General features: G+C 50.8%; 18 protein-coding genes. 1 reads left to right on the forward strand and 17 read right to left on the reverse strand.

The features are described 5' to 3' along the window. Positions 1-189 precede the first annotated feature (189 nt). The gene (locus AC2JF8_RS06600; RefSeq protein ID WP_500728907.1) at positions 190-708 is read right to left on the reverse strand and encodes a GNAT family N-acetyltransferase; all 519 of its coding nucleotides are present in this window, start codon (positions 706-708) and stop codon (positions 190-192) included. A 431-nt stretch (positions 709-1,139) separates the two neighbouring features. Between AC2JF8_RS06600 and AC2JF8_RS06605 the strand changes: the two genes are divergently transcribed. Next, positions 1,140-3,443 (forward strand): SLAP domain-containing protein, encoded by a 2,304-nt coding sequence (locus tag AC2JF8_RS06605; RefSeq protein WP_500762246.1) that lies wholly within the window; start codon positions 1,140-1,142, stop codon positions 3,441-3,443. 163 nt (positions 3,444-3,606) lie between these two features. On the opposite strand, the gene AC2JF8_RS06610 is transcribed toward AC2JF8_RS06605, so the two are convergent. The 16 genes from AC2JF8_RS06610 to AC2JF8_RS06685 form a co-directional block, all read right to left on the reverse strand. Then, on the reverse strand, positions 3,607-4,134 hold the full coding sequence (locus AC2JF8_RS06610) for an adenine phosphoribosyltransferase (RefSeq protein ID WP_500728910.1): 528 nt from the start codon (positions 4,132-4,134) through the stop codon (positions 3,607-3,609). Between the two features lie 99 nt (positions 4,135-4,233). Beyond that, on the reverse strand, positions 4,234-6,510 hold the full coding sequence (gene recJ, locus AC2JF8_RS06615; protein ID WP_500762441.1) for a single-stranded-DNA-specific exonuclease RecJ: 2,277 nt from the start codon (positions 6,508-6,510) through the stop codon (positions 4,234-4,236). 53 nt (positions 6,511-6,563) lie between these two features. Beyond that, positions 6,564-8,402 carry a translation elongation factor 4 gene (gene lepA, locus AC2JF8_RS06620; RefSeq protein WP_500728911.1) on the reverse strand — a complete coding sequence of 613 codons (1,839 nt, stop codon included), beginning with the start codon at positions 8,400-8,402 and terminating at the stop codon, positions 6,564-6,566. A 155-nt stretch (positions 8,403-8,557) separates the two neighbouring features. Further along, on the reverse strand, positions 8,558-9,697 hold the full coding sequence (gene dnaJ, locus AC2JF8_RS06625) for a molecular chaperone DnaJ (protein WP_500762248.1): 1,140 nt from the start codon (positions 9,695-9,697) through the stop codon (positions 8,558-8,560). A 74-nt stretch (positions 9,698-9,771) separates the two neighbouring features. Continuing rightward, a complete protein-coding gene (dnaK, locus tag AC2JF8_RS06630; protein ID WP_500728913.1) occupies positions 9,772-11,637 on the reverse strand; it encodes a molecular chaperone DnaK in 1,866 nt (621 codons plus the stop codon). Positions 11,638-11,655: 18 nt separating this feature from the next. Beyond that, positions 11,656-12,267: a nucleotide exchange factor GrpE gene (gene grpE / locus AC2JF8_RS06635; protein ID WP_500762250.1), complete on the reverse strand. Its 612-nt coding sequence runs from the start codon at positions 12,265-12,267 to the stop codon at positions 11,656-11,658. Between the two features lie 12 nt (positions 12,268-12,279). After that, positions 12,280-13,329, reverse strand: a complete 1,050-nt coding sequence (gene hrcA / locus AC2JF8_RS06640) for a heat-inducible transcriptional repressor HrcA (RefSeq protein ID WP_500728917.1) — start codon at positions 13,327-13,329, stop codon at positions 12,280-12,282. 132 nt (positions 13,330-13,461) lie between these two features. Continuing rightward, positions 13,462-14,394 carry a riboflavin biosynthesis protein RibF gene (gene ribF, locus AC2JF8_RS06645; RefSeq protein ID WP_500728919.1) on the reverse strand — a complete coding sequence of 311 codons (933 nt, stop codon included), beginning with the start codon at positions 14,392-14,394 and terminating at the stop codon, positions 13,462-13,464. 19 nt (positions 14,395-14,413) lie between these two features. Continuing rightward, positions 14,414-15,307, reverse strand: a complete 894-nt coding sequence (truB, locus tag AC2JF8_RS06650) for a tRNA pseudouridine(55) synthase TruB (RefSeq protein ID WP_500762443.1) — start codon at positions 15,305-15,307, stop codon at positions 14,414-14,416. A gap of 42 nt (positions 15,308-15,349) precedes the next feature. After that, positions 15,350-15,712 carry a ribosome-binding factor A gene (locus AC2JF8_RS06655; RefSeq protein ID WP_500728921.1) on the reverse strand — a complete coding sequence of 121 codons (363 nt, stop codon included), beginning with the start codon at positions 15,710-15,712 and terminating at the stop codon, positions 15,350-15,352. Positions 15,713-15,730: 18 nt separating this feature from the next. Next, positions 15,731-18,376, reverse strand: a complete 2,646-nt coding sequence (gene infB, locus AC2JF8_RS06660) for a translation initiation factor IF-2 (RefSeq protein WP_500762251.1) — start codon at positions 18,374-18,376, stop codon at positions 15,731-15,733. A gap of 4 nt (positions 18,377-18,380) precedes the next feature. Continuing rightward, complete coding sequence (locus AC2JF8_RS06665) at positions 18,381-18,692, reverse strand: L7Ae/L30e/S12e/Gadd45 family ribosomal protein (protein WP_500728923.1); 312 nt, start codon at positions 18,690-18,692, stop codon at positions 18,381-18,383. 2 nt (positions 18,693-18,694) lie between these two features. Next, positions 18,695-18,991 (reverse strand): RNase P modulator RnpM, encoded by a 297-nt coding sequence (gene rnpM / locus AC2JF8_RS06670; protein ID WP_500728924.1) that lies wholly within the window; start codon positions 18,989-18,991, stop codon positions 18,695-18,697. Positions 18,992-19,031: 40 nt separating this feature from the next. After that, positions 19,032-20,291 carry a transcription termination factor NusA gene (nusA, locus tag AC2JF8_RS06675; protein WP_500762253.1) on the reverse strand — a complete coding sequence of 420 codons (1,260 nt, stop codon included), beginning with the start codon at positions 20,289-20,291 and terminating at the stop codon, positions 19,032-19,034. An 18-nt stretch (positions 20,292-20,309) separates the two neighbouring features. Beyond that, positions 20,310-20,783, reverse strand: a complete 474-nt coding sequence (gene rimP / locus AC2JF8_RS06680; protein ID WP_500728926.1) for a ribosome maturation factor RimP — start codon at positions 20,781-20,783, stop codon at positions 20,310-20,312. A gap of 105 nt (positions 20,784-20,888) precedes the next feature. Next, the gene (locus AC2JF8_RS06685) at positions 20,889-25,196 is read right to left on the reverse strand and encodes a PolC-type DNA polymerase III (RefSeq protein WP_500762255.1); all 4,308 of its coding nucleotides are present in this window, start codon (positions 25,194-25,196) and stop codon (positions 20,889-20,891) included. Positions 25,197-25,200 lie beyond the last annotated feature (4 nt).

Below are 25,200 nucleotides of genomic sequence, written 5' to 3' on the forward strand. Positions count from 1 at the left end.
CAAATAAATTTGTCCCTTTTGTGTCCCTTTTAATTTTTTGATAGTTAATTTATCGTATAAAATCCCTGTATACCTAAGATTCTATAAATTCTACTTTCTACCAACCGATTATGAAAAATAGATAATTTATCAGACAAAAAAGAGCTGAACCCACCATTGAGTTCAGCCCTTTTTTTGTATCCGATATTGTTATTTTACCAGTTCATAGACGTAGGAAATTTCACTAGGCCGGTACACGCCGTGCAGCGTCCCCACTTTCGTGAAGCCCATCTTGGTAATCAAATGCTGCATTGCCTTGTTGTCTTCGTGCGTATCAATCCGGATTGAGTCCACGTCCGAGCGCTTGGCCTTGATGTCACTAATGACGGAATTCAGCAGCTGGGTGGCATAGCCCTTGCCCGCGTGCTGCGAATGGATGGCCACGCGGTGGATAACAACGTACTTATCCGTATCCATAAGCCACTGGCCGTTCAGGCTATCGTATGAATGGTCGGGCGCATCGACAATTGCAATTGCACCCACGGTTTCGTGGTCATCGGATTCGGCCAAAAAGGCCCAGCCCCGTGCGATATCTTCTTCGATTTGGCCCGTTGAGGGGTAGTCGCCTTGCCACTGGTTAACGCCGCTTTCCGCTAATTGGTTAGCGCCATCCTTTAAAATAGTGATGATCCGGTCAAAATCGGCCGTTGTTGCTTTTCTTAATTGCAAGTTACCTAACTCCTTTTTTGAAATACCGTATTATTATAAATATTTCCGCCGGGATTGTAAAAATATTTGGTTGCATCCCAAAAACTTTAAATTTATTAAAAACAAAAGCAAAGCATGCGTAGATGATAGGCTGCTTTGCCACTCCTTTACTGCACCATTGCGGCCGGAAATTTGCGGTAGGTAATCCTCACCACATTACGTTTCATGACCGCGTGTATGGTCAGCTTTTCCTTTAAAAAAACTGGTATTCAAAAAAATATTTATTTTTTTGGTCAAATTGCTAGCGCTTTCAAGCTTAAATTGGTATAATCCAATTTGAGAAAAAGTATACAAAAAGTCTATACAAATAGCTATAATTGTATAACTATTTTCTACTGTATGCTTTATTATCACTGCCACTACTCAATATTATAATGAAAGGATGAAGAATTATGAGTATCCGAAGCAATTTTGTAACCAGAAAGACCCAATTTTTAATTGGTAGCATTACCGCAGCCACCCTTGGACTGTTTGCCCTTGCCAGTCCAGAAAGTGTCGCCGCAAAAACAGCACTAAACCCCTCAGCTGTAAACAACAACAAGTCTTCCCCCACTTCCAGCCTATTAACTACGACTAAAGCACGACAAAACAAATGGGCTAAGAGCAATTTATCTGCTGCAGCCGTGACCAAGCACGTAATTTGGGGCGGCCTAACCGTAACGTTTAACAAACAAACGAGCACACTAACAATCCCTGGCACGTCAGCTGCCATCTATAATCCGCAGCCAATTAAAGAAGCCTTAAATAGTTTTTATTCGGAAATCGTTAACATCGAACTGACAGGCAAATTAACGGTTAGTGGGTCTGCGGCAAGCATGTTCAATGATCTCACAAAGCTTGAGGCGATTTCCGGCTTAAATCTGCTTGATACTTCAGCAGTCAGCGACATGAGCCAAATGTTTGCCAATACAGGCTTAAAAAGTTTAGATTTGAGTCAACTAAATACGAATAATGTTACCAATATGTGGGAAATGTTTGCTAACAGTGCCAAGCTCACACAGTTAGACCTGAGCAATTTTGATACCAGAAAAGTGACCAACATGCGGGAAATATTCGCCACCTGCGTTGGTCTTGAGGAATTAAATATTAGCAGCTTTCACATGGAGCAGCTTAATGCCCCGGACCAAAAAGCCTCTATGTTTTATAACAACCTTAAGCTGGGCAAGCTGATTCTCGGCAAGCACAATGACCTAGCCAATACTGGGATAACCATTCAAGCTAACTGGTACAATCAGGATCACCCAGCAGTTACTGGTGATAGTGGCTGGTCATCAACGGAATTAATGCAAAAGTACAACGGCTTAACTGATGCCGGCACTTATACGCTAGAAAGGCCAAAAGGCAGTGACGATAAGCCGACTGATGCAGGAGACAGCGAGGTTGGCGATTCAGACGACAGTAGCGGCAGTGATTCAAATGGTTCTGAAAGTGGCAGCGATCCCGATCATTCGAATACCGGCAGCGATTCAAATGGTTACGAAAGCGACAACGATTCTGATCACTCGAATACCGGCAGCGATTCAAATAGTTCAGAAAGCGGCAACGATCCCGATCACTCGAATGCCGACAGCAATTCAAATAGTTCAGAAAGCGGCAATGATCCCGATCATTCGAATACCGGCAGCGATTCAAATAGTTCAGAAGACGGCAACGATTCCGAGCACTCGAATGCCGGCAGCGATTCAAATAGTTCTGGAAGCGGTAGCGGTGTGAGCGACTCTGGCACCATCATTGGACCTGACGGTGAGGGTAATAACACGGGCCAAAGTTCTGGCTCAGACGGAAATACCAGCAGCTCAGGCAACAATAACTGGCAAGGAGCGGACAATTCTAGTATTACAGGCACAACATATCCCGCTAGTTCGCCTTCCACCACAAGCAATGCTGCACCAGATGCCGCAGATAAGATTAACCAGATAGTTTTATTGCACAACGCCTACCTTTATAATACCCAAGGCAACCGGGCAAATGAAGTCACGCTTAAAGCGGGGTCGGTCCTGGCAAGTTACGGCAAACAGACAATTAACGGCCGTGCCTTTTACGTTTTGGCCGGTCCCGGCAATGAGAAGAAATACTACGTAGCAGCCGGTAATGTGGATCCAACCAAAAGAAGGCTGAAGCATAACGCCAACATCTATAACCAGTACGGCAACCGGACCAAGCAAATTTGGGCCATGAGGAAAGGCAGACAGATCAATACCTATGGCGACCCGGTAACAATTCGGGGACGTAAGTACTTCATTATTGGCTTTAACCGCTTTATCAAGGCTGCTAATTTTGTCCTGCTTGCACAAACTGGCAACGGCGCCAAAGCAGGAGCGGCAGGTCCTAATGGCACGTCTCAAAAGAGACTCATGCACAGTGCTTACCTGTACAACGATCAAGGCCAGCGGGCCAACCGAGCCATTGTTGCAGCCGGCTCCTTTGTGGCAACGAACACTAAAAAGGCGATTAACGACCGGACGTATTATGTGCTGCCTGACGGATTGCATATCGCCGCGGGCAACATCGAGGGCAAGAACAGAGAATTGAAGCACAATGCTTACATCTACAACCGCTACGACAAGCGGCGCGGCCGGAAAATACTGCAAAGCGACCACCAGGTAAGAACGTATGGTGATGCGGTTTTAATCAAGAAACAGCGCTACTACATTGTCGCTAATAACTGTTTTGTGAAGGCCACTAACTTTATCTAGCCGGGCTACAAGGAGATGTTTATTGCTACTGGGGCATTTTTCATACTGATACCCGGCAGCAATACCAATATGACAAGATTTTTAATATGCAAAAAAGGGACCTAGGTCCCTTTTTGCAATTATCACTCATCTTTTGCCAACCGGGCAAGATGATGTGCTTTAGCTATGCTCCGTGGAATTGGGTTAGTGAAAACACGTCAAGTCCAGGCAGCTTTTCTTTACCCTTTAGATCAGGGAGCTCAATGTAGAAGGCAGCGCCAACCAGCTTGCCGCCTAAGTTCTCGACCAGCTGCTTGCATGCGCGCAGGGTACCGGCCGTGGCTAGCAGATCATCACAGATGACTACCCGTTGGCCCGGCTTGATTGCATCCTTGTGCATCTCCAGGCTGTTTGAACCGTATTCCAAATCGTATGATGCACGTTCAACTTCACGCGGAAGCTTGTGGGGTTTTCTCGCTGGTACAAACCCAATCCCTAATTCAGTTGCAACCGGACAACCAACAATAAAGCCACGCGCCTCAGGGCCAACGATGACGTCTGCCTGCTTGCTCTTGGCGTATGCCGCTAACTTGTGTGTAGCTGTCCTGAATAGCTCTCCGTCCTGCAGAATGGGCGTAATATCGCGAAAAATGATGCCCTCATTAGGAAAATTTTCGACACTTGCAATGTGTTCCTCAAAATCGTTTGCCATAAGAAGAAAAAACCTCCAAAACTTCAATTGCTTTCTAAAGCTTCTTTGACCTAATTATTCTAACAGACTTTTACCTTAAAAGCATTAACCACCCAGCAATTAATGCCGTTTTAATTGCTGTTCGACGTAGGCCAGCAGCTTGGTGCTGGACGCATGTCGCAGCGCCTGCACAAAGTGAATTTGCGAGCGGGCTGCCTTAAAGTAGCGCGATGAGGCAAGCGGCTGCTTTACGGGGTTAGAAACGCCAAAAATCTTCCCCTGTTCCACCTTAATGAATTTTAATTCAAAGAAGACGCGCATAATAAAGAGCAGACTATTGTAATCCATCCCCAAAAAGGCGGCCACCGGGCGGTAGTCCTCGATTGCTAGTCCCCTATGCAGGTAAACGTACCGTAAAACCTTGGCAAACTGGGATTGGGCCGGCAGACTTTGAACGGGCAGCCGGTCAATCAGAAAACGCAGGTAGAGCTGCCGGTATCCGTTCTGCAGGGCCAGATCAAGTTCCCGCTGGTTACGCGGTACGTCAAGCAAAACTGCTACTTCATCGTTGCCATCATATTCGCTAACCAGCGCGATTTTTTCTGGGTCAACCCCAAACGTGTTGACGGCTCGTGACCGGTTTTTGTCATCGAACAGCAGGTACGTGTCCGCAAACCCCATTACGTACTTCTCTTGGCGCAAATCAACGACAGGTACTGACGCACTGGTTTGCGGCGCTGCAAAAATCATCCCTTGCATCATGCCCTGCAGCTTGACCCGTCCCTGGTAACGGTTTTCCTCCAGGTGCACGAACAGCTGGTCAATATATGGCAGAAGCGCCTTAGTCAGGTACTTCTTATTGAAGCCAACAACAGCAAGACTGTCATTGCCTTTAGTAATCGTCAACTTAATATGGTTCTTGTCTTTGCCCATGTAGAAGCAGCTGCTGACCTGCGGGTGGGTAATGCTAAAGACGGGCTGCTCATTATCCGTGCCAAAGGGCCCGACCTGCTTGATTGCAGCGGTTGTATCAAGCCCTATATCAGCAAACGGCAGCTCGGCGTCATAGTGCTTTGTTACCCTGCCGTGCGTACCGTGGTAACTGGCTTCAAAGGCTGCCCTAAACGCATCGATCTTATCTTCTTTCATCGAGAGGCCGCAGGCAAAATCGTGGCCGCCAAACTTTAGCAAGAGGTCTTCCTTCAGGGGATTAAGGGCATTGAAGAGGTTGAACCCGGGAACAGAACGGCCCGATCCCTTGACAATGCCCGCATCATTCCTGGTTAAGACCACAACCGGCTTATGAACCTGTTCTGCAACCCTGTTGGCCACCAGCCCCAGGACGCCTTCGTGAAAAGTCGGATCGTAGATTACCAGCGTTTTTTTAGCTTGCCAGCCGTTAGCCTTAATTTGCCTCAGGCTGGCCTCGTTGACCTCCTTGGTGAGCTCTTTACGTTTCTCGTTAAGCTGTTCAACCTCATCGGCGATCTTCTGTGCCTTTTCTTCATCGTCACACAGAAGCAGTTCGACCACTAGCTGTGCATTGGCAAGACGGCCGACTGCATTCATCCGCGGTGCAATATCGAAGCCAATGTCGGTCTCATTAATCTGGCCCATGGTCAGCCCCGCGTTCTTGATTAAAGCGCGCAGGCCGGGGCGTTCGGTCTGATTAAGCATTGCAAGGCCCCGCTTAACGATGACGTGCCCCTCGCCCGAAACCTTGACCATATCCCCAATGGTGCCAATCATTGCTAGTTCAAGCAGCTCGGGCATCGGGTCCTGCATCAGCTGCCGACAAATCGTGAAGGCTACGCCCGCGCCGCAATAATCGTCAAAGGGGTACTTCTGCCCCGGATAATTGCTGTGCACAAGCGCATAACTGTCGGGAACCTCTTCTTGAATCTTATGGTGGTCGGTAATGATTGTGTCCACGCCTTGGCCATTAGCATAAGCAACCTCCTTAACACCCGTAACGCCGTTATCGACGGTGATAATCAGCCCGGTCCCGTCGGCCACGATGCGCTTATAGGCCTCCATATTGGGGCCGTAACCGTCACGGAAGCGGTCCGGAATAAAGTAATGCACATCCGCGCCTAAAATGCCTAGGGTCTCAACCATAATCGTCGTGGCCGTGATTCCATCGGCATCGTAGTCACCGTAGACGGTGATTTTTTCGCCGTTGTCAATCGCCTTGTTGATCCGTTCTACCGCCTTGGCCATGTCATGCATCAGCAAGGGGTCCGCCAGGTCATTTTCCGTGGCATTGAACCAGAAGTCGAGCTTTTCATGAGTATCAATCCCGCGCAAAGAAAACAACTTAGCCGCAAGCGGGCTAAGTTGGTATTCAGCGGCCAGTTCGGGTGCTAGCGCACTGCTAGTGCGCTTTTTCCATTCAATCATCTAATAGTTAAAACCCTTTTCTAAACTTTGCAGCTTCAAAATAACATCCCCTAGTTCGCATTGAGGTCATCATCGTTCATCTTCAAAACGGCCATGAAAGCATCCTGTGGAACTTCGACGCGACCGACCGCCTTCATCCTTTTTTTGCCCCGTTTCTGCTTTTCAAGCAGCTTTGCGCGCCGGTCGGGGTCCCCCGTATGAATCTTCCACGTAACGTCCTTGCGGTAGGGTTTGACCGTTGCCCGCGAAATAATTTTGGCCCCAATTGCGCCTTGAATGTCGACCTCGAAGTTCTGCCGCGGTATCAGCTTCTTGAGCATCGACGTCATTTGCCGTGCGCGTTTCTGCGCCTCATCGCGGTGGGCAATGAAGCTTAGGGCATCGATTGCCTGCTTGTTCAAGAGGATATCGATTTTGACCAGGTCGGTCGCACGGTAGCCGGTAATCTCGTAGTCAAGCGATGCGTAGCCCTTGGTCGAGGACTTGAGGTCATCGAAAAAGTCATAGATGATTTCGGCCAGTGGCATGTCATAAATGACGTTAACGCGGTACTTGTCCAGGTAATCCATCGTGACAAACTCGCCGCGCTTACGCTGGCACAGTTCCATCACCGGACCAACGAAGTCGTTTGGAACCATCACCTCGGCCTTGACGTAAGGCTCTTGGACCTCCTTGTACTCGCCCGCCGTGGGCAGGTCAGACGGATTATCGATTACATTGGTCGAGCCGTCGTTCATGATCGCATGGTAGTCAACTGACGGTGCCGTCATAATCAGGTCAAGGTCAAATTCCTGCTCCAAGCGCTCCTGAACCACGTCCATGTGCAGCAGTCCCAAAAAACCGCAGCGGAAGCCAAAGCCCAGGGCCGTTGACGTCTCCGGTTCAAACTCCAGTGCAGCGTCGTTCAGCTGCAATTTTTGCAGGGCTTCTTTCAAATCATCGTACTTGGAATTATCGACCGGATACATCCCCGAGTATACCATCGGTGGAATCTGACGGTAGCCCGGCAGCGGCTCAGCCGTCGGATTCGCAGCCGCAGTAATCGTGTCACCGACCCGCGTTTCCCGCACAGACTTGATGTTGGCCGTAACGTAGCCCACGTCTCCGGCAATGAGGATATCCTTTTTCACCGTTTGCGGGCTCAGAACGCCAACCTCGGTTACCTCGTAGTCCTTGCCCGTGTTCATGATGCGAATGCGGTCACCGGGCCTAACCGTGCCGTCTTCGATCCGCACGGACAGAACAACCCCGCGGTAGTCATCGTACTTGGAATCAAAGATCAGGGCCTTCAGGGGCGCCTCCAGGTCGCCGCGTGGTGCCGGCACGTTTTTGACGATGTATTCCAGCAGTTCGGCAATGCCCTGGCCCGTCTTGCCGGAAACCTCTGCCGCGTCCGTGGCGTCTATTCCCAGCATCTCCGTAATTTCTTCCTTGGCTTTCTCCGGGTCCGCCGACGGCAGGTCGATCTTGTTGATTACGGGCAGGATCTCCAGGTCGTTGTCAATCGCTAAATAAGTGTTGGCCAGTGTTTGGGCCTGAACGCCCTGCGAAGCATCAACCACGAGGAGCGCGCCCTCACAGGCCGCAAGCGAACGTGAAACTTCGTAGGAAAAATCCACGTGTCCCGGCGTGTCGATCAGGTGAAAAATGTAGTCCTCGCCATCCTGGGCATGGTACTTGATCTCAACTGAGTTCATCTTGATCGTGATCCCGCGCTGACGCTCAAGCGGCATGTCATCCAGCATTTGGTTCTTGAGCTGGCGTTCCGAAACCGTATCGGTCAGTTCCAGAATCCGGTCAGCAATCGTCGACTTGCCGTGGTCAATGTGGGCCACGATGGAAAAGTTGCGGATATGTTTTTGGTAGTCTTGTAGTTTTTTAATGTCCATAAATTATTTGCACCCTCTGCTAATTACATTCCATTATAACAAACTCACATCATGGATAAAATTAAATTGGCTGTTTCTTATCGTTCTCACCCAAGCGCTTATCCAAAAAAAGAACTAGCTCCGAATAATTGTTAAGAGCTAGTTCTTTTGCTTAATTACTGCAGCTTTTCCTTCAGTCGTTCAAAGAAACCCTTTTCCTGCGGCGAAATCGAACCGCCACCGGCCTTGACAAAGTCGACCAGGGCTTTCTTTTGCTCCTCGTTGATGGACTTCGGTATCTGGACGTCAACGGTTGTTATCTGGTCGCCAGAGCCGTTGCCACGTATATAGGGTACGCCCTCGCCGTGCAGGGTAAACTTCTTGTTGGGCTGGGTGCCGGCGGGGATCTTCAGCTTCTGCTCGCCGTGCACCGTCTTAACCATGATTTCATCCCCCAGCGTGGCCTGGGCAAAGGAGATCGGCACAGTAGTATAGATCGTTGTCCCGCTGCGCTCAAAGTCCTTTGACGGCTTGATGCGATAACTAATATACAAGTCACCGTAAGGACCACCATTCTTGCCGGCCTCGCCCTGACCCTCGTAGCGCAGCTGCTGACCATTATCAATACCAGCTGGGATATTAACCTCGATCGTGTTCTTGCCTTGAACTACGCCGTCGCCGTGGCAGGTCTGGCACGGGTGTTCAATGATAACGCCGCGACCATGACACTTGTCGCAGACGGTCTGCCGGCGGACAACGCCAATCAGCGACTGCTGGGTAACCGTCATGTAGCCCGTGCCGTTGCACTTGTCACAGGTGATTGGGTGCGTGCCCTTTTCGGCACCGTTGCCGCCACACGTCGGACAGGTTTCGCTGCGCGTATATGAAATCTGAGTTTTTTTGCCATTAATGGCATCCATAAATTCAATTGTCAAGGTATAGTCAAGGTCCTGCCCGCGCGTTGGGGCAGTTGGATTAGCCCGGCGCTGTGCGCCGCCTGCTGCACCACCGAAGAAGTCGTTGAAGATGTCGCCGAAGTCGCCGAAACCGCCAAAATCGCTATAGCCCTGGCCGCCTCCGCCAAAGCCCTGGCCGTTAACACCGGCTGCACCAAATTGGTCATACTGGGCCCGCTTCTTTTGGTCATGGAGCACTTCATAGGCCTCATTGATTTTTTTGTACTTTTCTTCAGCACCCGGTTCATGGTTGATGTCTGGGTGGTATTTTTTTGCTAATTTACGGTAAGCAGAGTTAATTTCTTTATCACTGGCATTGCGATCAACACCGAGCACACCATAATAATCTTCCTGTGCCATCTAAAAGCTCCTTACTTTCCAAAAGAAAAGAACTACTTTGCGGCAGTTCTTTTCTGATTTATTCAATTATAAACCTATTGCTTATCTGGGTCTACCTTATGGAACTCACCGTCGCCAGCCGCACCATTGTTTGCATCGCCGCCTTCGGTGCCCGGTTTCTGGGGACCTGCCTGCGGTCCGCCTTGACCCTGGGCACCTTGAGCGCCACCATTTGCCTGGTATAGCTTGACGGCTAGGTCCTGGGCAACCTTAGACAATTCATCCTTCTTGGTCTTCATTTCGTCCAAGTTGTTGTCCTTTTGCGCCTTCTTCAAAGCGTCAAGGGCTTCTTGAACCTTCTTGGTATCATCTTCCGATACCTTGCCCTTAACGTCCTTGAGCGTTTTTTCCGTCGAAAAGATTAACTGGTCAACTTCATTGCGCAAGTCGACTTCTTCCTTCTTCTTCTTGTCCTCTTCGGCGTGTTCTTCGGCCTCTTTTTGCATCTTCTGAATTTCTTCATCAGACAAACCGGATGAACTCTTGATCGTGATCTTCTGTTCCTTGCCTGTCCCCATGTCCTTGGCAGAAACGTTGACGATACCGTTCTTATCAATATCGAAGGTAACCTGAATTTGCGGGACGCCGCGTGGAGCAGCAGGAATATCCGTCAGTTCAAAGCGGCCCAGCGTCTTGTCGTCTGCTGCCATTGGGCGTTCACCCTGCAAAACGTGCACGTCAACGGCGGGCTGGTTGTCGGCCGCGGTCGAGAAGATTTGACTCTTAGAGGTTGGAATGGTCGTGTTCTTTTCGATTAACTTGGTGAAGACGCCGCCCATGGTTTCAATCCCCAGGGAAAGGGGCGTAACATCGAGCAGAACAACGTCTTTAACGTCGCCGGAGATAACGCCGCCCTGGATTGCCGCACCTAACGCAACGGCTTCATCAGGGTTGATAGAGTGGTCAGGCTCCTTGCCAGCCCACTTCTTAACCGCTTCTTGCACCGCTGGAATACGGGTTGAACCACCATTTAAAATCACCTTGTCAATGTCATTAACGGTGAGGTCGGCATCTTTTAGCGCATTGTCAAATGGAATCTTGGTCTTGTCGACTAAGTCAGCCGTCAATTCCTCAAACTTGGCCCGCGTTAAGTCTGCTTCTAGGTGCAGCGGTCCTGCTTCGCCAGCAGAAATAAACGGAAGTGAAATATGAGTCGACGACACGCCAGACAAGTCCTTCTTGGCCTTTTCAGCGGCATCCTTCAACCGCTGCATTGCCATCTTGTCCTTGGATAAATCAACGCTGTTTTCATCCTTGAAGTTCTTGACCAGCCAGGCAATAATCTTGTCATCAAAGTCATCACCGCCAAGGTGCGTATCACCGTTGGTAGATAAAACTTGGAAGACCCCATCGCCCAACTGCAAAACAGAAACATCGAAGGTGCCGCCGCCGAGGTCATAGACCAGAACTTTTTCATCTTCGGCATCCTTGTCAAGACCATAGGCCAGTGAAGAAGCAGTCGGCTCGTTGATGATCCGTTTAACTTCCAGGCCCGCAATCTTGCCGGCATCCTTGGTGGCCTGACGTTGCGCATCGTTGAAGTAAGCGGGAACCGTAATTACTGCCTCAGTGACCTTTTCGCCCAGGTAGTCCTCAGCAAATTTCTTGATGTACTGCAGGATCATCGCTGAAATTTCTTGCGGCGTGTAGGTCTTATCACCAAACTTAACCTTGTAATCGGTCTCGCCCATGTGGCGCTTGATTGATGAAATCGTGTTCGGATTAGTGATTGCTTGCCGCTTGGCAACTTCACCAACCTGAATTTCGCCATCTTTAAAAGCAACTACTGACGGAGTAGTCCGATTTCCTTCCGGATTGGTAATAATTTTAGGTTCTTTTCCTTCCAGAACAGCAACTGCTGAGTTGGTAGTTCCGAGGTCAATTCCGATAACTTTTGACATTGTTTAACTTCCTTTCACTTACTGTGCAACAACGACCATTGCTGGTCTTAAAGTACGATCCTTATAACGGTAGCCCTTTTGCAGGACCTGGACAACGTGATCCTTTTGATCATCATTCTCAGCCCCAACCGTTTGCACGGCCTGGTGCAGCGTCGGATCAAACTTGACGCCTTCCGCTTCAATCTCGCTGATTCCGTGGTCCTTCATGGCTTTGACAAGTGCGTCGAGCGTCATCTGAACCCCCTTCTTGAGCTGCTTTGAGGCTTCGTCATCGACCTTAGTGGCCAGTGCGCGCTCCAAGTTGTCCATTGCGGGCAAAATATCCTTTGCCAAAGACTGCGATTCATACTTGATCAGCTGCGCGCGTTCATTGTTATAACGGTTTTGCATATTTTGCATCTCAGCTTGACTGCGCAGGAACTTGTCTTCGAGGTCCCGGTTGTCAGCCTGTAGTGCAGCCAGCTTAGCGGCAGAGTCTTCTTTCTGATCCCCTGCGTCTTTCTGCTTGCCGGAATTTGCTCCGGCAGCTGATTCATTTTTGCCTGCATCTTTTTTCTTGGATGCCGCTTCAGAAGATTCGGTTTTATCCTTCTTTAGTTTTTTTTCTTTAGGAAATTTTTCCTTACTCACGGCTAACCTCCTTTATTTAAACCGACCGTAATACTCCAGCAGCTTCTTGGCCAATTCGTTTCTGAAATATTCCAGAAGGCCAATCACCTGCGAATACGGCATATTGTTCGGGCCGAGCAGCGCGATCACGCCCTTGCCGTGCGAGCCAACGCTGTATTCTGCCGTTAGCAGACTGTAATCCTTCAGCAAGTCATTGGACAATTCCGAACCCAGGCTAACCTGAACCGGATAATGGCCGATGCTTGTGCCGCTAGGTTGGTCCATTAAACTTGAGATCAAGTCGTTGTGGTCAATCAGTTCATACAGCGACCGCAGGCTCGCGACGTCGCTCATTGAAGCGGTATTCAATAGGTTGAGCTGTCCGTCAACGTACATCTGCTCGCTGGCAGCATCGTTAATCACGTCCTCAACCAGATCAAGCAGCTCGCCCGCGTGATGACTGCTGAGCTTCTTGCCCAGGCCGCGGTTAAGCAGTGCCGGCGTTACCTTGCTGAGCGTTTTGCCCACCAACTCGTCGTTAATCATTCGGACAGCCTTCTCAACCTCATCGCCGTGAACGTTGTGCGGCAGACTGTAGACCTGGTTATGGACATTGCCGTCACTTGTCACCAGAATCGCCATAATCTGCCGGCTAAACAGCGGGACAATGCGGAAGCCCGTGATGGTCAAGTTGCTGCTTTCCGGTCCCTCCGCAAAGGCCGTATAGTTGGTCAAGTCTGACAGAATCTTGGCTGCCTCCTGCACAATTTCATTTACCTGGTGAAACGGCTGGTCTAGCTGGTTCACGATTCGCTGGTAGACGGATGACGGAATCTGTAGGGGTTCAACCAGGTTATCGAGGTAATAGCGGTAACCGTCCGTTGACGGCACGCGCCCACTCGACAAGTGGGTCTTCTCAATCAGTCCCTTGTCTTCCAAAACAGCCATCTCATTGCGGACGGTTGCGCTTGAAACCTTAATCGGCAACTGCTTCATCACGGTCTTGGAGCCGACTGGATCATTGGTCTGCGTAAAATCATTAATAATTGTTTTTAAAATTAGTTCTTGACGTTCGGTCAACATAAGTATCGCCCTCACTTTTAGCACTCATTGCTGTTAGGTGCTAACAACTATTATGATACTAGCATTTAGCAGAATGTCAAGTTGAGTGCTAATTTTTTTGCAATAAAATTAACCCGCGCTGCACATAAAAAACTATTTCTGCCGGGCAAAGTAGTCCTTGATCTCGGCCTCGTCCTGCGCCATCCGTTTTTTTAATTCAGCCAGGCCCGCAAACTTAATCTCGCCGCGGGTATACTTGTACCACTTGATAATCATTTCTTGATCGTATGCCTCTTCATCAAAGCCAAAGAGGTTTGATTCAATGTAGATTTTTTTGCCATTGTGAATGGTAACGTTGTAGCCCACGCTGGTCATCGAGTCGTACCACCTGCCGCCAATCTTGGTTCTCGTGGCGTAAACCCCGACCTTGGGCACGACCTTGTTCTCGCTCCAGACCAGATTTGCGGTCGGATAGCCCAACTTGTGGCCGTTGCGCAAGCCGTGCCCGACGGTGCCCGACATCACGTAGGGTTCACCCAGAAGTTCTGCCGCCAGCGCCATGTTGCCCGCACTAATTGCCTTTTTAATTTCGGTCGAACCGATTTTCTGCCCCTCATAAGACTGTTTCGGAACATCAATAATCTTAAAGCGGCCGCGGGCAAAGCGCGGAAAGTTGGTCATGTTGGCAACGTCCCGCGGTCCGTACGTATAGTCAAAGCCCGCCACAACGGTGTCTGCGTGGAGCTTGATGATGATCTCATCGACAAATTCCTGCGCGGTCAGCCTGCTGAAACGGTCGTTAAAGTGCATCACCAGCAGGTAGTCTACCCCCAGCGCACGCATTTTGTAGGCCTTTTCTGGCAGGCTGTCAATGTAGGACACGTCGGCATTCTGGTACACCTCTTTAGGGTGCCGGTCAAAGGTCATTACCATCAGCGGCAGGCTGCTTTTTCTCGCCGCCATTTGGGCCAGCTTAATCAGCTGCTGGTGGCCGCGGTGAACGCCGTCAAAAAAGCCGAGGGCCAAAACGGTTTTGTCCGGGATTAAGTTTTCTTCTACCGGATAAGTTAAATGGATAATTTGCACGATAAAGCCTTCATTTCACCTAATTATTTTGTAAAAGCATTAAATAGGGGCGATACTGGGTATCATCTTTTTGATATATTGCCTTAACCCTTTTATTGTACCGTAATGCAACCCATTTTGCATTTGTTTCCAGGGAGATTGCCGCCCCATTTTGCACCTTGAGCCACTGGTTTTCCGGTAGGTCCACCTGCGGGTAATCCGCAAAAAAGGCATCGATGGGCTGAATAAGAGCAGCCGCCCTGCTCGGATCGCTGACAATTTCATCCAGCTTGACCGCCTGGTGAACATCAAAGCCGGCACTCGCCGTGCGCCTCAGGCTGGCCATAACGGCTGGCACGCCTAATTTTGCACCCAGATCGTTAACAAGCGAGCGCACATAGGTGCCCTTGCTGCACTCGATCTTAAAGCCAAAGGTTTCCCGGCATTCCTGCCGATCCAACGTGGGGTTCCCGCTTAAATCATAAGAAAAAACCCGCACGGTCCTTTGCGGCCGTTCAACCGCGATCCCAGCCCGGGCATACTCATACAAGTGTTTGCCGTTGACCCGCACGGCCGAATATATTGGCGGGACCTGTACGATGGAGCCGGTAAAGGCCTGCATGGCCGTCTGAATCGTGCTGGCACTAATTAGGTCCGTTATTTCCTCTTTCGCCAGCACCTTGCCGCTCAGGTCGTAGCTGTCGGTTGCTAGTCCCAGGACGCCTGTGCCCTCGTACTTCTTGTTACGCGTGTGCATAAGCTCGATCAGTTTAGTCGCCTGCCCGATTGCAATCGGCAAGACGCCCGTCACATCAGGGTCAAGTGTCCCTGCATGGCCAATTTTTTTAATGTGCAGTGCACGCCGCAGTTTGTATACGACGTCGCTGCTCGTCATGCCCTTGTCCTTATCGATTACTAAAATTCCGTTTATCATCATTGCCCCCGCCGACTAAAAAAGCGCCGTTTGGCGCTTTAACTAATTGTTTCGCTCCGTGTCCTGCTTCTTGAGGTCAGCAATCAAGCGATCAATTTTACTACCATATTTGACTGAGTTATCGCGCTTGAAAATCAGCTCGGGAACCTTGTAGACGGTCAAAACCTGTCCCAGCAGGTGGCGCATCATTCCCTTGGCTTTTTCCAAACCAGCAGCGGTTTCCTCTTCTTTTTGCGGATCTTCGGAAAGAATGCTGTAATAAATGGTCGCATAAGACAAGTCATTGGTACATTCAACCGCCGTGATTGTGACGTCATCAACGCGTGGATCACGAATATTCTTCCGCAAAATCTTAGTCAGTTCACGGAGGATCTCTCCTTCAACACGACCTATTCTGTGCTTCATCGTTTCCTCCTAGCAAAACTACTTAGGCTGAACTTCCTGCTTTTCAACGGCTTCGAGTTCGTCGCCAATCTTGATATCATTGTAGCCTTCAATCGTCAGCCCACAGTCCAAGCCCTGCTTAACCATCTTGACGTCGTCCTTGAAGCGCTTGAGTGAAGCCACCTTGCCGGTGTAAATCACGACGCCATCGCGGATGAGGTTGACTTCCGAATCACGGGAAACGTAGCCAGAGTCAACGAAGGCACCGGCAATCGTTCCGACCTTTGAAACCTTCCAGGTTTCACGGACGGTCATGTTGCCAACAACCTTATCTTCATAAGTAGGCTCGAGCATCCCCTGCATGGCGGCCTTAACGTCGTCGATGGCCTTGTAAATAATGCTGTAGAGGCGGATGTCGACGCCGTCGGACTCGGCCTGTGACCTGGCCGTTGCGGTTGGACGAACGTTGAATCCGATGATGAAACCATTAGAGGCCCCAGCAAGGGTGACGTCCGAATCATTAACCGCACCGACACCGGCGTGGACGATGTTGACCCGCACGCCCTCAACCTCAATCTTTTCAAGCGATTGCTGCAGTGCTTCGACAGAGCCCTGGACGTCAGCCTTCAAAACGATGTCGACTTCCTTCATGTTTTCCTTCTTCATCGTGTCAAACAGGTTGTCCAAGGTAACGTGCTGAACGTTCTCACGCGCGTGCACGAGGGCCTGTTCGGCTCTTTGCTCACCGATGGTACGGGCGGTCTTCTCGTCGTCGAAGACAACGAGCTTGTCGGCCGACTCCGGAACATCGTTCAATCCGGTGATTTCAACCGGCATCGATGGCGTCGCCTTCTCAATCTGGCGACCGCGGTCGTTGGTCATGACCCGGACGCGCCCGAAGCGGTTGCCGACAACAATCGGATCACCGGTATGCAGCGTGCCCTGCTGAATTAGCAGGTCGGCAACGGGACCACGTCCCCTTGACAGACGGGCCTCAATAACAGTACCGATTGCCTTTTGTTCAGGGTCAGCCCTGAGTTCCATCACGTCGGCCTGCAGCAGAATCATCTGCAGCAGCTCGTCAACATTTTCGCCCGTCTTAGCGGAGATATTGACAAAAATCGTGTCGCCACCGTAATTTTCCGGGATAAGGTTATACTTCATCAGCTGCTCGGTGACGTGTTCCGGGTTGGCACCAGGAACATCCATCTTGTTAATCGCAACAATGATTGGAACGTGCGCACTTTTGGCGTGGTCAATAGCTTCAATTGTTTGAGGCATGACCCCGTCATCAGCAGCAACAACCAGGACAACAATATCCGTGATCTCAGCTCCACGCTCACGCATGTTTGAGAACGCGGCGTGACCCGGCGTATCCAAAAAGGTGATCGGCTTGTTGTCGATTCTAACCTGGTAGGCACCAATCTTCTGCGTGATACCGCCGGCTTCGTGGGCCGAAACGTGCGTGTGACGCAGACGGTCAAGCAGCGTGGTCTTACCGTGGTCGACGTGACCCATAATCGTGACCACTGGTGGCCGCTTAACCTGCTTCTTGGATTCCTTTGAGGCTCCCATGCGCTTGTCGTACAGGTTGTCAATGTCGGACAGGTCCTCGTGGACCTTTTCTTCAGCATTGATGCCGTATTCCGCCGCAATCAGTTCAATCGCATCCTTGTCCAGCGATTGGTTCTGGTTCGTCATCACGCCCAGCATGAAGAGTTTCTTAACGATTTCAGCCGGTTCACGGTGCAGCAGCTTGCCGAGGTCCTGCGCGTTCATCCCCACTTCATAAACCAGGGTCTCTGGCAACGGACGCTCTTTTCTCTGTGTTGGCTGCTTCTTAGGAGCCTGCTCAAATTGATGCTTCTTGTTCTTCCGCTTGCGCTTGGGATAATTATTGTTGCCGCCATACGTTTGGTTTCTGCCCTTGCGGCCAGGCTTGCCCGAATTGCGGGTATAGCCGTTGCCCCGGCGTTTTTCTTCCTTAGCCGGTTCAGGTCCGCCCGCAGCTTTCACGCCCTGTGGCTTGCCCGTGTGCGCAGCAGTCGAGCCCTGGTTCTGCTTCAACCGGGCCGGTGACGGCTTGATAATCTTGGGACCGGCCACTTGGGAGGCTGTGCTTTCAGTCCTGGCAACCTTCTTAACGGTATTTGGTGCGGGTGCTTTTTTAACGTTCTCCGCTTCTTTGCCGGCTTGAGGTTTTGCCACATCCTTGCTTAAGTTCTTGGCGGGCACTTCAGCCTGACGAATCGCCGTATGTTCTTCAACGCGCTGCTTCTGCTTCAACTGCTTAAGCAAGTCTTGCGTAGCCGGCTTGGGCGTACTCTTTCGTGAACCTTGGTTAGCGCGGCGGCCCGAATGGTCCTGGCTCTGCGAGCGGTTGTTTATGCGCCGGTTCCTGCGGCGACCGTTATTTTTGCTGCCGGAAGCATCCTCCCGCTTTTTCTCGTTTTTCCGGATTGAGTTGACGGAAATTTTGATTTTTCCGCCTTTTTTTGCGGAACTTTCTTGTTTTTGGGCAGGAGCGGGGCTGCTAAAACTTCCCTTTAGCTGATTCACTTGTGAATCTTCTAGTGATGACATATGGTTCTTAACATCGAACCCAAGATCTTTCGCCTTGGTGACCACAACTTTATTTTCGATGCCTAACTCTTTTGCGATTTCATAAATTCTTTTCTTAGCCATCCAATCACACTCCTTCATTAACCTTTTGTACTAATGCTTTGCAAAAGCCGGCATCGGTAATACCCAACACCTTGCGCTTTTTGCCAACTGCATGCGAAATTTCGCTGCCGCTAAAGGCGGAAATGACCGTAATATCATTCTGCTCAGCAACTCTTGCGACTTTTTCACGTGTATCCGCGTGACTGTCATTAGCCAAAACAACTACCTTAACTTTTTGTGCCTTGAGGCCGATAAGGACCGTCTCAAGCCCCGTAACCAGCTTCCCGGCCCGCTGGGCAAGTCCCAGCAGATTCAAAGCTTTCTGTCTATTTTGCAAATCTATTTATCACCAAATAATTCTTTCCTTGCCTTTTGATGGTCGACGTAGGCATATAATTCCTCGTAAAAACTTGCGGGGATATTTGCGCCCAGGCTCCGTTCAAGCACGCCTTTTTTCTGGGCCTGCTTTATTTTGTCCGGGTCAAGTGAAACATATGCGCCGCGCCCGGGCTTTTTGCCCGTAGAATCAACGGCAACATTCTTTTCCTTGTCGACCACAATGCGAACCAATTCCTTCTTCGGCTGCATGGTATCAGTCAACAGGTCTTTCCGCATTGGAATTTTTCTTTTTTTCAAAAGAACTCACCCCTTGCCACATTCTTCGTCAGTGCTTACGCTATTCAACTGTCTCTTCACCGTCGGTACTCCCAACATCTTCCGCTTCGGCCGCAGCATCATCGCCAGCAGCTTCTCCGTTTTCTTCAGCGACCAGGTCCGAATCTTCCTCTTCCACAGAAGACTCATTCGAATCATCCGCAGCGGTTTCCGCGTCTATTTCCGCGCTCTGAATGGCCTCTTCATTTTCCTCATCGGCTTCATCGGCGCCCTCGTTAACAAATTCAACTTCAGACTCCGGCCTGATATCAATCTTGTAGCCGGTCAGGCGCGCCGCCAGACGAACATTCTGGCCCTTCTTGCCGATCGCCAGCGACAGCTGGTAATCCGGAACAATCACCAGGGCACTCTTTTCGTCCTCCTCGTCACCGAACTGAACGGCAATGACCTCTGCGGGATTGAGCGCATTGGCAATGAAGTCCGACGGGTCTTCTTCATATTTAACAACGTCGATGTTTTCGCCGTCAAGTTCGTTGACCACATTCTGCACGCGCGCACCGCGTTGACCCACACAAGTACCGACCGGATCAATGTTCGGGTCGTTTGACTTAACCGCAATCTTCGTCCGGTCACCGGCCTCGCGTGCGATTGAGACGATCTCGACCGTCCCGTCGTAAATCTCCGGCACTTCCTGCTCAAACAGGCGCTTAACCATGTCCGGGGCGGTTCGTGACACCGTGATCTGCGCACCCTTGGCGTCAGAACCAACGTGCGTCACAATCACGCGGATTTGGTCCTGCGGGTTGTAGTTTTCGTGCGGCATCTGGTCATTACGCGGCATTACCGCTTCAACATTACCAATTTTAACATAAACGAAGCGATTATCGCGCCTCTCAACCGTCCCGGTAATCAGTTCGTCCTCATATTGCGAATATTCATCGATAATATGATTCCGTTCTGCTTCCCGCAAGTGCTGCATGATGACCTGCTTGGCGGTCTGGGCGGCAATGCGCCCAAAATTCTTCGGTGCCACGTCAAAGCGGATCTTGTCGCCCAGCTCGTAAGCCTTGTTGATGGCAAGAGCATCCTTCAGGCTTATTTCCAAGCGGTCATCGTGGACCTCCTCGACGACAACCTTTTCGCTCATCATCTTGAAGTTGCCCCTGCGTTCGTCGAATTCAACCACAACGTTCGTTGCCTGGTTGTAATTCTTTTTATAAGCAGCAATAAGTGCAGCCTCAATCGCTTCTACGATCACATCTTGCTTGATACCCTTAGTTTCTTCTAAAGTCGCAAACGCCTCTAGCATTTCTTTCGACATAACTTTTAATCGGCCTTTCTAAAATTCAATTGCAAAACGAATGTTTGCAACCAGTTTACGGGGAATAGTTATTACCTTCCGCCTTGTTTTGATCTTGATTTCCAACGAAATTTCGTCTTCGTCGTACGCTTTGAGCGTCCCCTCGAATTCCTTTTCACCCGCAACTTTTTGGTAAAGGCCGACGTGAACGTAATTGTTCAGCGCCTTCTGCCAATCCTTCGCGGTCTTAACCGGGCGTTCGACACCGGGCGAGGAAACCTCAAGAACGTAGGGGGTCGGAAACGGATCCGGTTCGATTTCGTCGAGCTTGGTCGAAATCAATTCGCTTAAACCCGCAATCTCATCCATATCAATCCCGTTTTCACGGTCTACGTATATCCTTAAATAGTCCTGCCCCTTTTCCTTTACGTATTCAATATCCACCAATTCGTCGTTGCGCGACGCAATAATTGGCTTAATCTCTGCAAGAACAAAATCTTTAACTTTCGCCAAGTACTTTCCTCCGTAATAAAAAGAGTGAGCAGAAATTGCTCACTCCGAATCATTATTCGAACTTATATATGAAGTATACCACAATTATATTAATACTGCAAAATTTTAAAAGAGCGAAAGTTGGTTCTGGTCGGGCATCCCCGTCAAAACCTCGTTTTCCTCGAGGTAATTCATAATTGTCTGCGACACCTTGCCCCTGTTTGCCAGGTCCTCTTTCGACAAGAATTTTTGCTCGGTCCGGGCGGCCACAATCTGCTTGGCCGCGTTGATACCAAGCCCGGGGACAGCGTTGAAGGGCGCCAAAATGGTGTGCTGGTCAATAATCTTGAAGTTAGTGGCCTCGGAGTTATTGAGATCAACCATCTTGATCTTGATGCCGCGTTCAAGACACTCGTTGGCAATTTCCAGAACCGTCAGCAGGCCCTTGTCCTTGGCGGAAGCATCGTTACCCTTGTTTTGGATGTCTGCCATCGCCTTTTTGACCGTGTTCTTGCCGTGGCTCATTGCCACCAGGTCAAAGAGGTCGGCACGCACGGAAAAATACGCGGCGTAGTAGATTTCCGGGTAATAAACCTTGAACCAGGCGATACGCAGGGCCATGAGAATGTAGGCCGTCGCGTGGGCCTTCGGGAACATGTACTTGATCTTGAGACAGGACGGAATGTACCAGTCGGGAATCTTATCGTTCTTTTTCAGCTCCGCCATGTCATCGTCGCTGATGCCGCGACCGTGCCGCACGGACTCCATTGTTGAGAACGCGACCTCCGGCTTCACGCCCCAATGGATAAGGTCCATCATAATGTTGTCCCGGCAGCCAATCACGTCCTTCAGCTTGCAGGTGCCGTTATCGATCAGTTCCTCGGCATTGCCCAGCCACACGTCCGTTCCGTGGGAAAGACCGGAGATCTGGAGCAGTTCCGAAAAGGTCGTTGGCTTCGTCTCCTCGAGCATCCCGCGCACAAACCTGGTGCCAAATTCGGGCACGCCCAACGTGCCCGTCTTGGACTGGATCTGGTCGGGCGTTACGCCCAGTATTTTAGGGCTGGAAAAAAGCGACATGACGCCCGGATCATCGGGCGGAATTGTCAGCGGGTCAACGCCAGAGAGGTCCTGCAGCATCCTGATCATGGTCGGATCATCGTGCCCCAGAATATCAAACTTCAGGATATTATCGTGAATGGAGTGGAAGTCGAAGTGCGTGGTCAGCCAGGCCGCATTAACGTCATCGGCGGGGTACTGCACGGGCGTGAAATCGTAGATGTCCATGTCGTCCGGCACAACCACGATCCCGGCCGGGTGCTGCCCCGTTGTCCGTTTGACGCCACTAACGCCGGCCGCCAGACGGTCGAGCTCAGCCCGACGCAGCTTCAATTCCTTTTCCTCATCGTAATGCTTAGCGTAGCCGTAGGCCGTCTTGTCGGCAACCGTGGCAATCGTGCCGGCACGGTAAGAATTGTCCGGTCCAAACATTACCCGAATGAAGTTGTGGGCTACCGGTTGGTAGTCGCCCGAGAAGTTCAAATCGATATCGGGGACCTTGTCGCCGTGAAAGCCCAAAAACGTTGCAAACGGGATATCCTGTCCGTCCTTCACCAGGTCAGTTCCACACTTAGGACACTTCTCGTCTGGCAGATCATAGCCCGAGCCGTATTCGCCGTTTTCAAAAAAATGGGAATACTTGCACTCGGGGCAGCGGTAGTGCGGGGCCAGCGGGTTGACCTCGGTGATCCCGGACATCGTGGCAACCAGGCTGGAGCCGACAGAACCCCGCGAGCCAACCAAATAGCCGTCCTTGTTGGACTTGGCCACGAGGCGCTGCGAGATCAGGTAGATGACCGCATAGCCGTTGGAAATGATCGATTTAAGCTCCATGTCCAGGCGCTCCTGCACGATCTGGGGCAGCGGATCGCCATACAATTCGTGTGCCTTATTGTAGGTCAGTTCTTTCATTTCCTCATCGGCGTTTTCAATGTGGGGCGGGTAGAGTCCGTCCCTGATCGGGGCGATCTCTTCCGTCCCCTCCGCAATCTTATTCGGATTGGCAATGACAATCTCCCTGGCCGCATCTTCACCCAAGAAACCGAATGCATCAAGCATTTCCTGTGTGGTGTACAGGTGCATATCCGGCTGCTTCTTGTTCCGGTTCGGATTGCTTCTTTGCGCAGAAACCAGAATTTGCCGGTAGATGGCATCGTGCTCTTCGACATAGTGGGCGTCGCTCGTCGCCACCACTGGTTTGCCCAATTCCTTGCCCAGCTTGTAAATATTGGTCAAGATTTCCTCTAATTCCGCTTCATCCGCAATCAGGTGGTCGGCAATCAATTCCCTGTAGCTAGCCGGGGGCTGAACTTCCAAGTAGTCGTAGAACCGGGCCTTTGCGCGGGCCTCATCATAGCCCTTCTGCATCATCGCAATAAAAACCTCACCCTCCTGGCAGCCCGACCCAAAGAGCAAACCATCGTGGTTCTTGGTTAGGTCCGACTTGGGCGTCCGCGGTATCCGGTAAAAATACTTGGTGCTGGCCAGCGAAACCAGCCGGTAGAGGTTTTTGAGTCCCGCCTGCGTCTTGGCCAAAATCGTCATGTGCTGCGGGCGCGCCCGCTTAAAGACCTGGCCCCGCGCTGCGTAGTCGTTCATCTTGCCCAGGTCGTCTTCACCGTACTTCTTGGTAAAAGCCGCAAGCAGCTTGAACATCAGGTAGCCCGTTGCTTCCGCATCCTGGTTAGCCCGGTGGTGGTGTTCGAGCACGACGTTGTACTTCTTAGCCAGCGAATCAAGCGTGTGCCGGGTCTGCTCCGGGTGCAGCAGGCGCGACACCTCCAGCGTGTCGACGACGGGCTGGGTGATTTTGGACAGGCCAGCCCGCTTGAGCGCCGCGTTGACAAAGCCAACATCAAACTGGACGTTGTGCCCGCAAAGGGGCCGCTCACCGTAGAAATCCTGGAACTGTTTGATAACAACGGCCTCATCGTCGGCCGCACCGACCATCTCATCGGTAATCGAGGTCAGATTAATCGTCTGCTCACTCAGGGGGTGGTGAGGATTGATGAACTTGTCGAAGCGTTCGATCACCTCGCCGTTTTTCATTTTAACCGCACCGATCTCGATGATTGTGTCATAAACGGAGGAGAGTCCGGTCGTCTCGACGTCAAAAATCACAAATTCACGGTCCTCATAGATCATGGGGGCCGGATTGAGAACAAGCAGGGCATGGTCATCGATCATGTTGGCCTCAAGGCCATAAACAATCTTGACGCCATTCTTTTTGCCGGCGCTGTAAGCTTCGGGGAAGGCCTGGACGTCAGCGTGATCGGTAATTGCGAGCGCCTTCTGGCCAAACTTCTTGGCGGCCAAGACAAAGTCGGTTGCGGTATTGGTGGCATCAAGCTGACTCATATTGGTATGCAGGTGGAGTTCCACCCGCTTTTCCGCACCTTCGTATTCTTCTTGGCGGCCCACGTGTTCAATGATCTCAAAACTGGAAATATTGAAGACGGTGTCGTGGTCCCACTGGTCCTCGGACGCGGACCCCTGCATCTTGGCCCACGTGCCGGGCTTCAACTCACCGATACTCTTTTTCTGGTCGTCATCGGACACAAATTTTTTAAACGTAATCGAATCAGTATAGTCGGTAATTTCGCCGGTAAAAATAGTTGCGCCGGTTTTCAATTCGCGCCGGTCGATGTTGAAGATGTTGCCCTCAATCACAACGTTGCGCGTGCCGTCCACTACCTCCTTGATCTGCGTCACCGGCAGGCTCTCATCGAGCTTGCGGCTGCCGTAGCGGGTTTTCCTGGTCGGGTAGCTCTGCTGCTTTGGGCGTTCCTTAGGCGGTGCGGCATTGTACGCTTCCTGCATGGTCTGCTCGTGCTGCTCCTGGAGCTGCTGGAGGCTGGCCAAGTTGCTCTGTGAATTGGCCTCGTCGACTTCCGTCACAAACTTCAGGTTGAAAAAGCCATAGTCCCGCATCTCTTCGGCCAGCTGGTCCAACATTTTCTGCTCAATCAGACCGTCCACTATCAGGTTATCCACCGGAATGATCCAGCGACCATCCTCCTTTTGGGGCTGGTGACTGGAAATAAATTCACGTGCCACCGGCTGCAGTATCTGCGAATTCTGGACCGCATAGTGCCAGTAGTCCGGCAAATAATCATCGGCACCGTCCTTCGTGCGTACAATCAAGCGCGTGTCCACGAAGGAAGAAAAATTAGCCCCGATGGACTTGTTTAGGGCATCATACGTTTCAAACTTTAGCGGTGTAGTAAAAAGAACATGGATATCCCACCTATGTTCCTTAGCGTACACATCCACGTTCTCAATTTCGCCTTTTTGCACCAGGTCATCATCCGCGAACTGTTCCGGAAAGTGAACCTGCTGCAGAAGGCGTAAGAAAAGTTTATTTTTATCAGCCACAAAA

The organism is Lactobacillus sp. CA30L (assembly GCF_059900845.1).

Bases quoted from the DNA above. Each gene is read 5' to 3' on its own strand.
- AC2JF8_RS06605 (WP_500762246.1), top strand. From the start codon at position 1,140: ATGAGTATCCGAAGCAATTTTGTAACCAGAAAGACCCAATTTTTAATT.
- AC2JF8_RS06610 (WP_500728910.1), bottom strand. From the start codon at position 4,134: ATGGCAAACGATTTTGAGGAACACATTGCAAGTGTCGAAAATTTTCCT.
- lepA (WP_500728911.1), bottom strand. From the start codon at position 8,402: ATGGACATTAAAAAACTACAAGACTACCAAAAACATATCCGCAACTTT.
- dnaJ (WP_500762248.1), bottom strand. From the start codon at position 9,697: ATGGCACAGGAAGATTATTATGGTGTGCTCGGTGTTGATCGCAATGCC.
- dnaK (WP_500728913.1), bottom strand. From the start codon at position 11,637: ATGTCAAAAGTTATCGGAATTGACCTCGGAACTACCAACTCAGCAGTT.
- hrcA (WP_500728917.1), bottom strand. From the start codon at position 13,329: ATGTTGACCGAACGTCAAGAACTAATTTTAAAAACAATTATTAATGAT.
- truB (WP_500762443.1), bottom strand. From the start codon at position 15,307: ATGATAAACGGAATTTTAGTAATCGATAAGGACAAGGGCATGACGAGC.
- AC2JF8_RS06655 (WP_500728921.1), bottom strand. From the start codon at position 15,712: ATGAAGCACAGAATAGGTCGTGTTGAAGGAGAGATCCTCCGTGAACTG.
- infB (WP_500762251.1), bottom strand. From the start codon at position 18,376: ATGGCTAAGAAAAGAATTTATGAAATCGCAAAAGAGTTAGGCATCGAA.
- nusA (WP_500762253.1), bottom strand. From the start codon at position 20,291: ATGTCGAAAGAAATGCTAGAGGCGTTTGCGACTTTAGAAGAAACTAAG.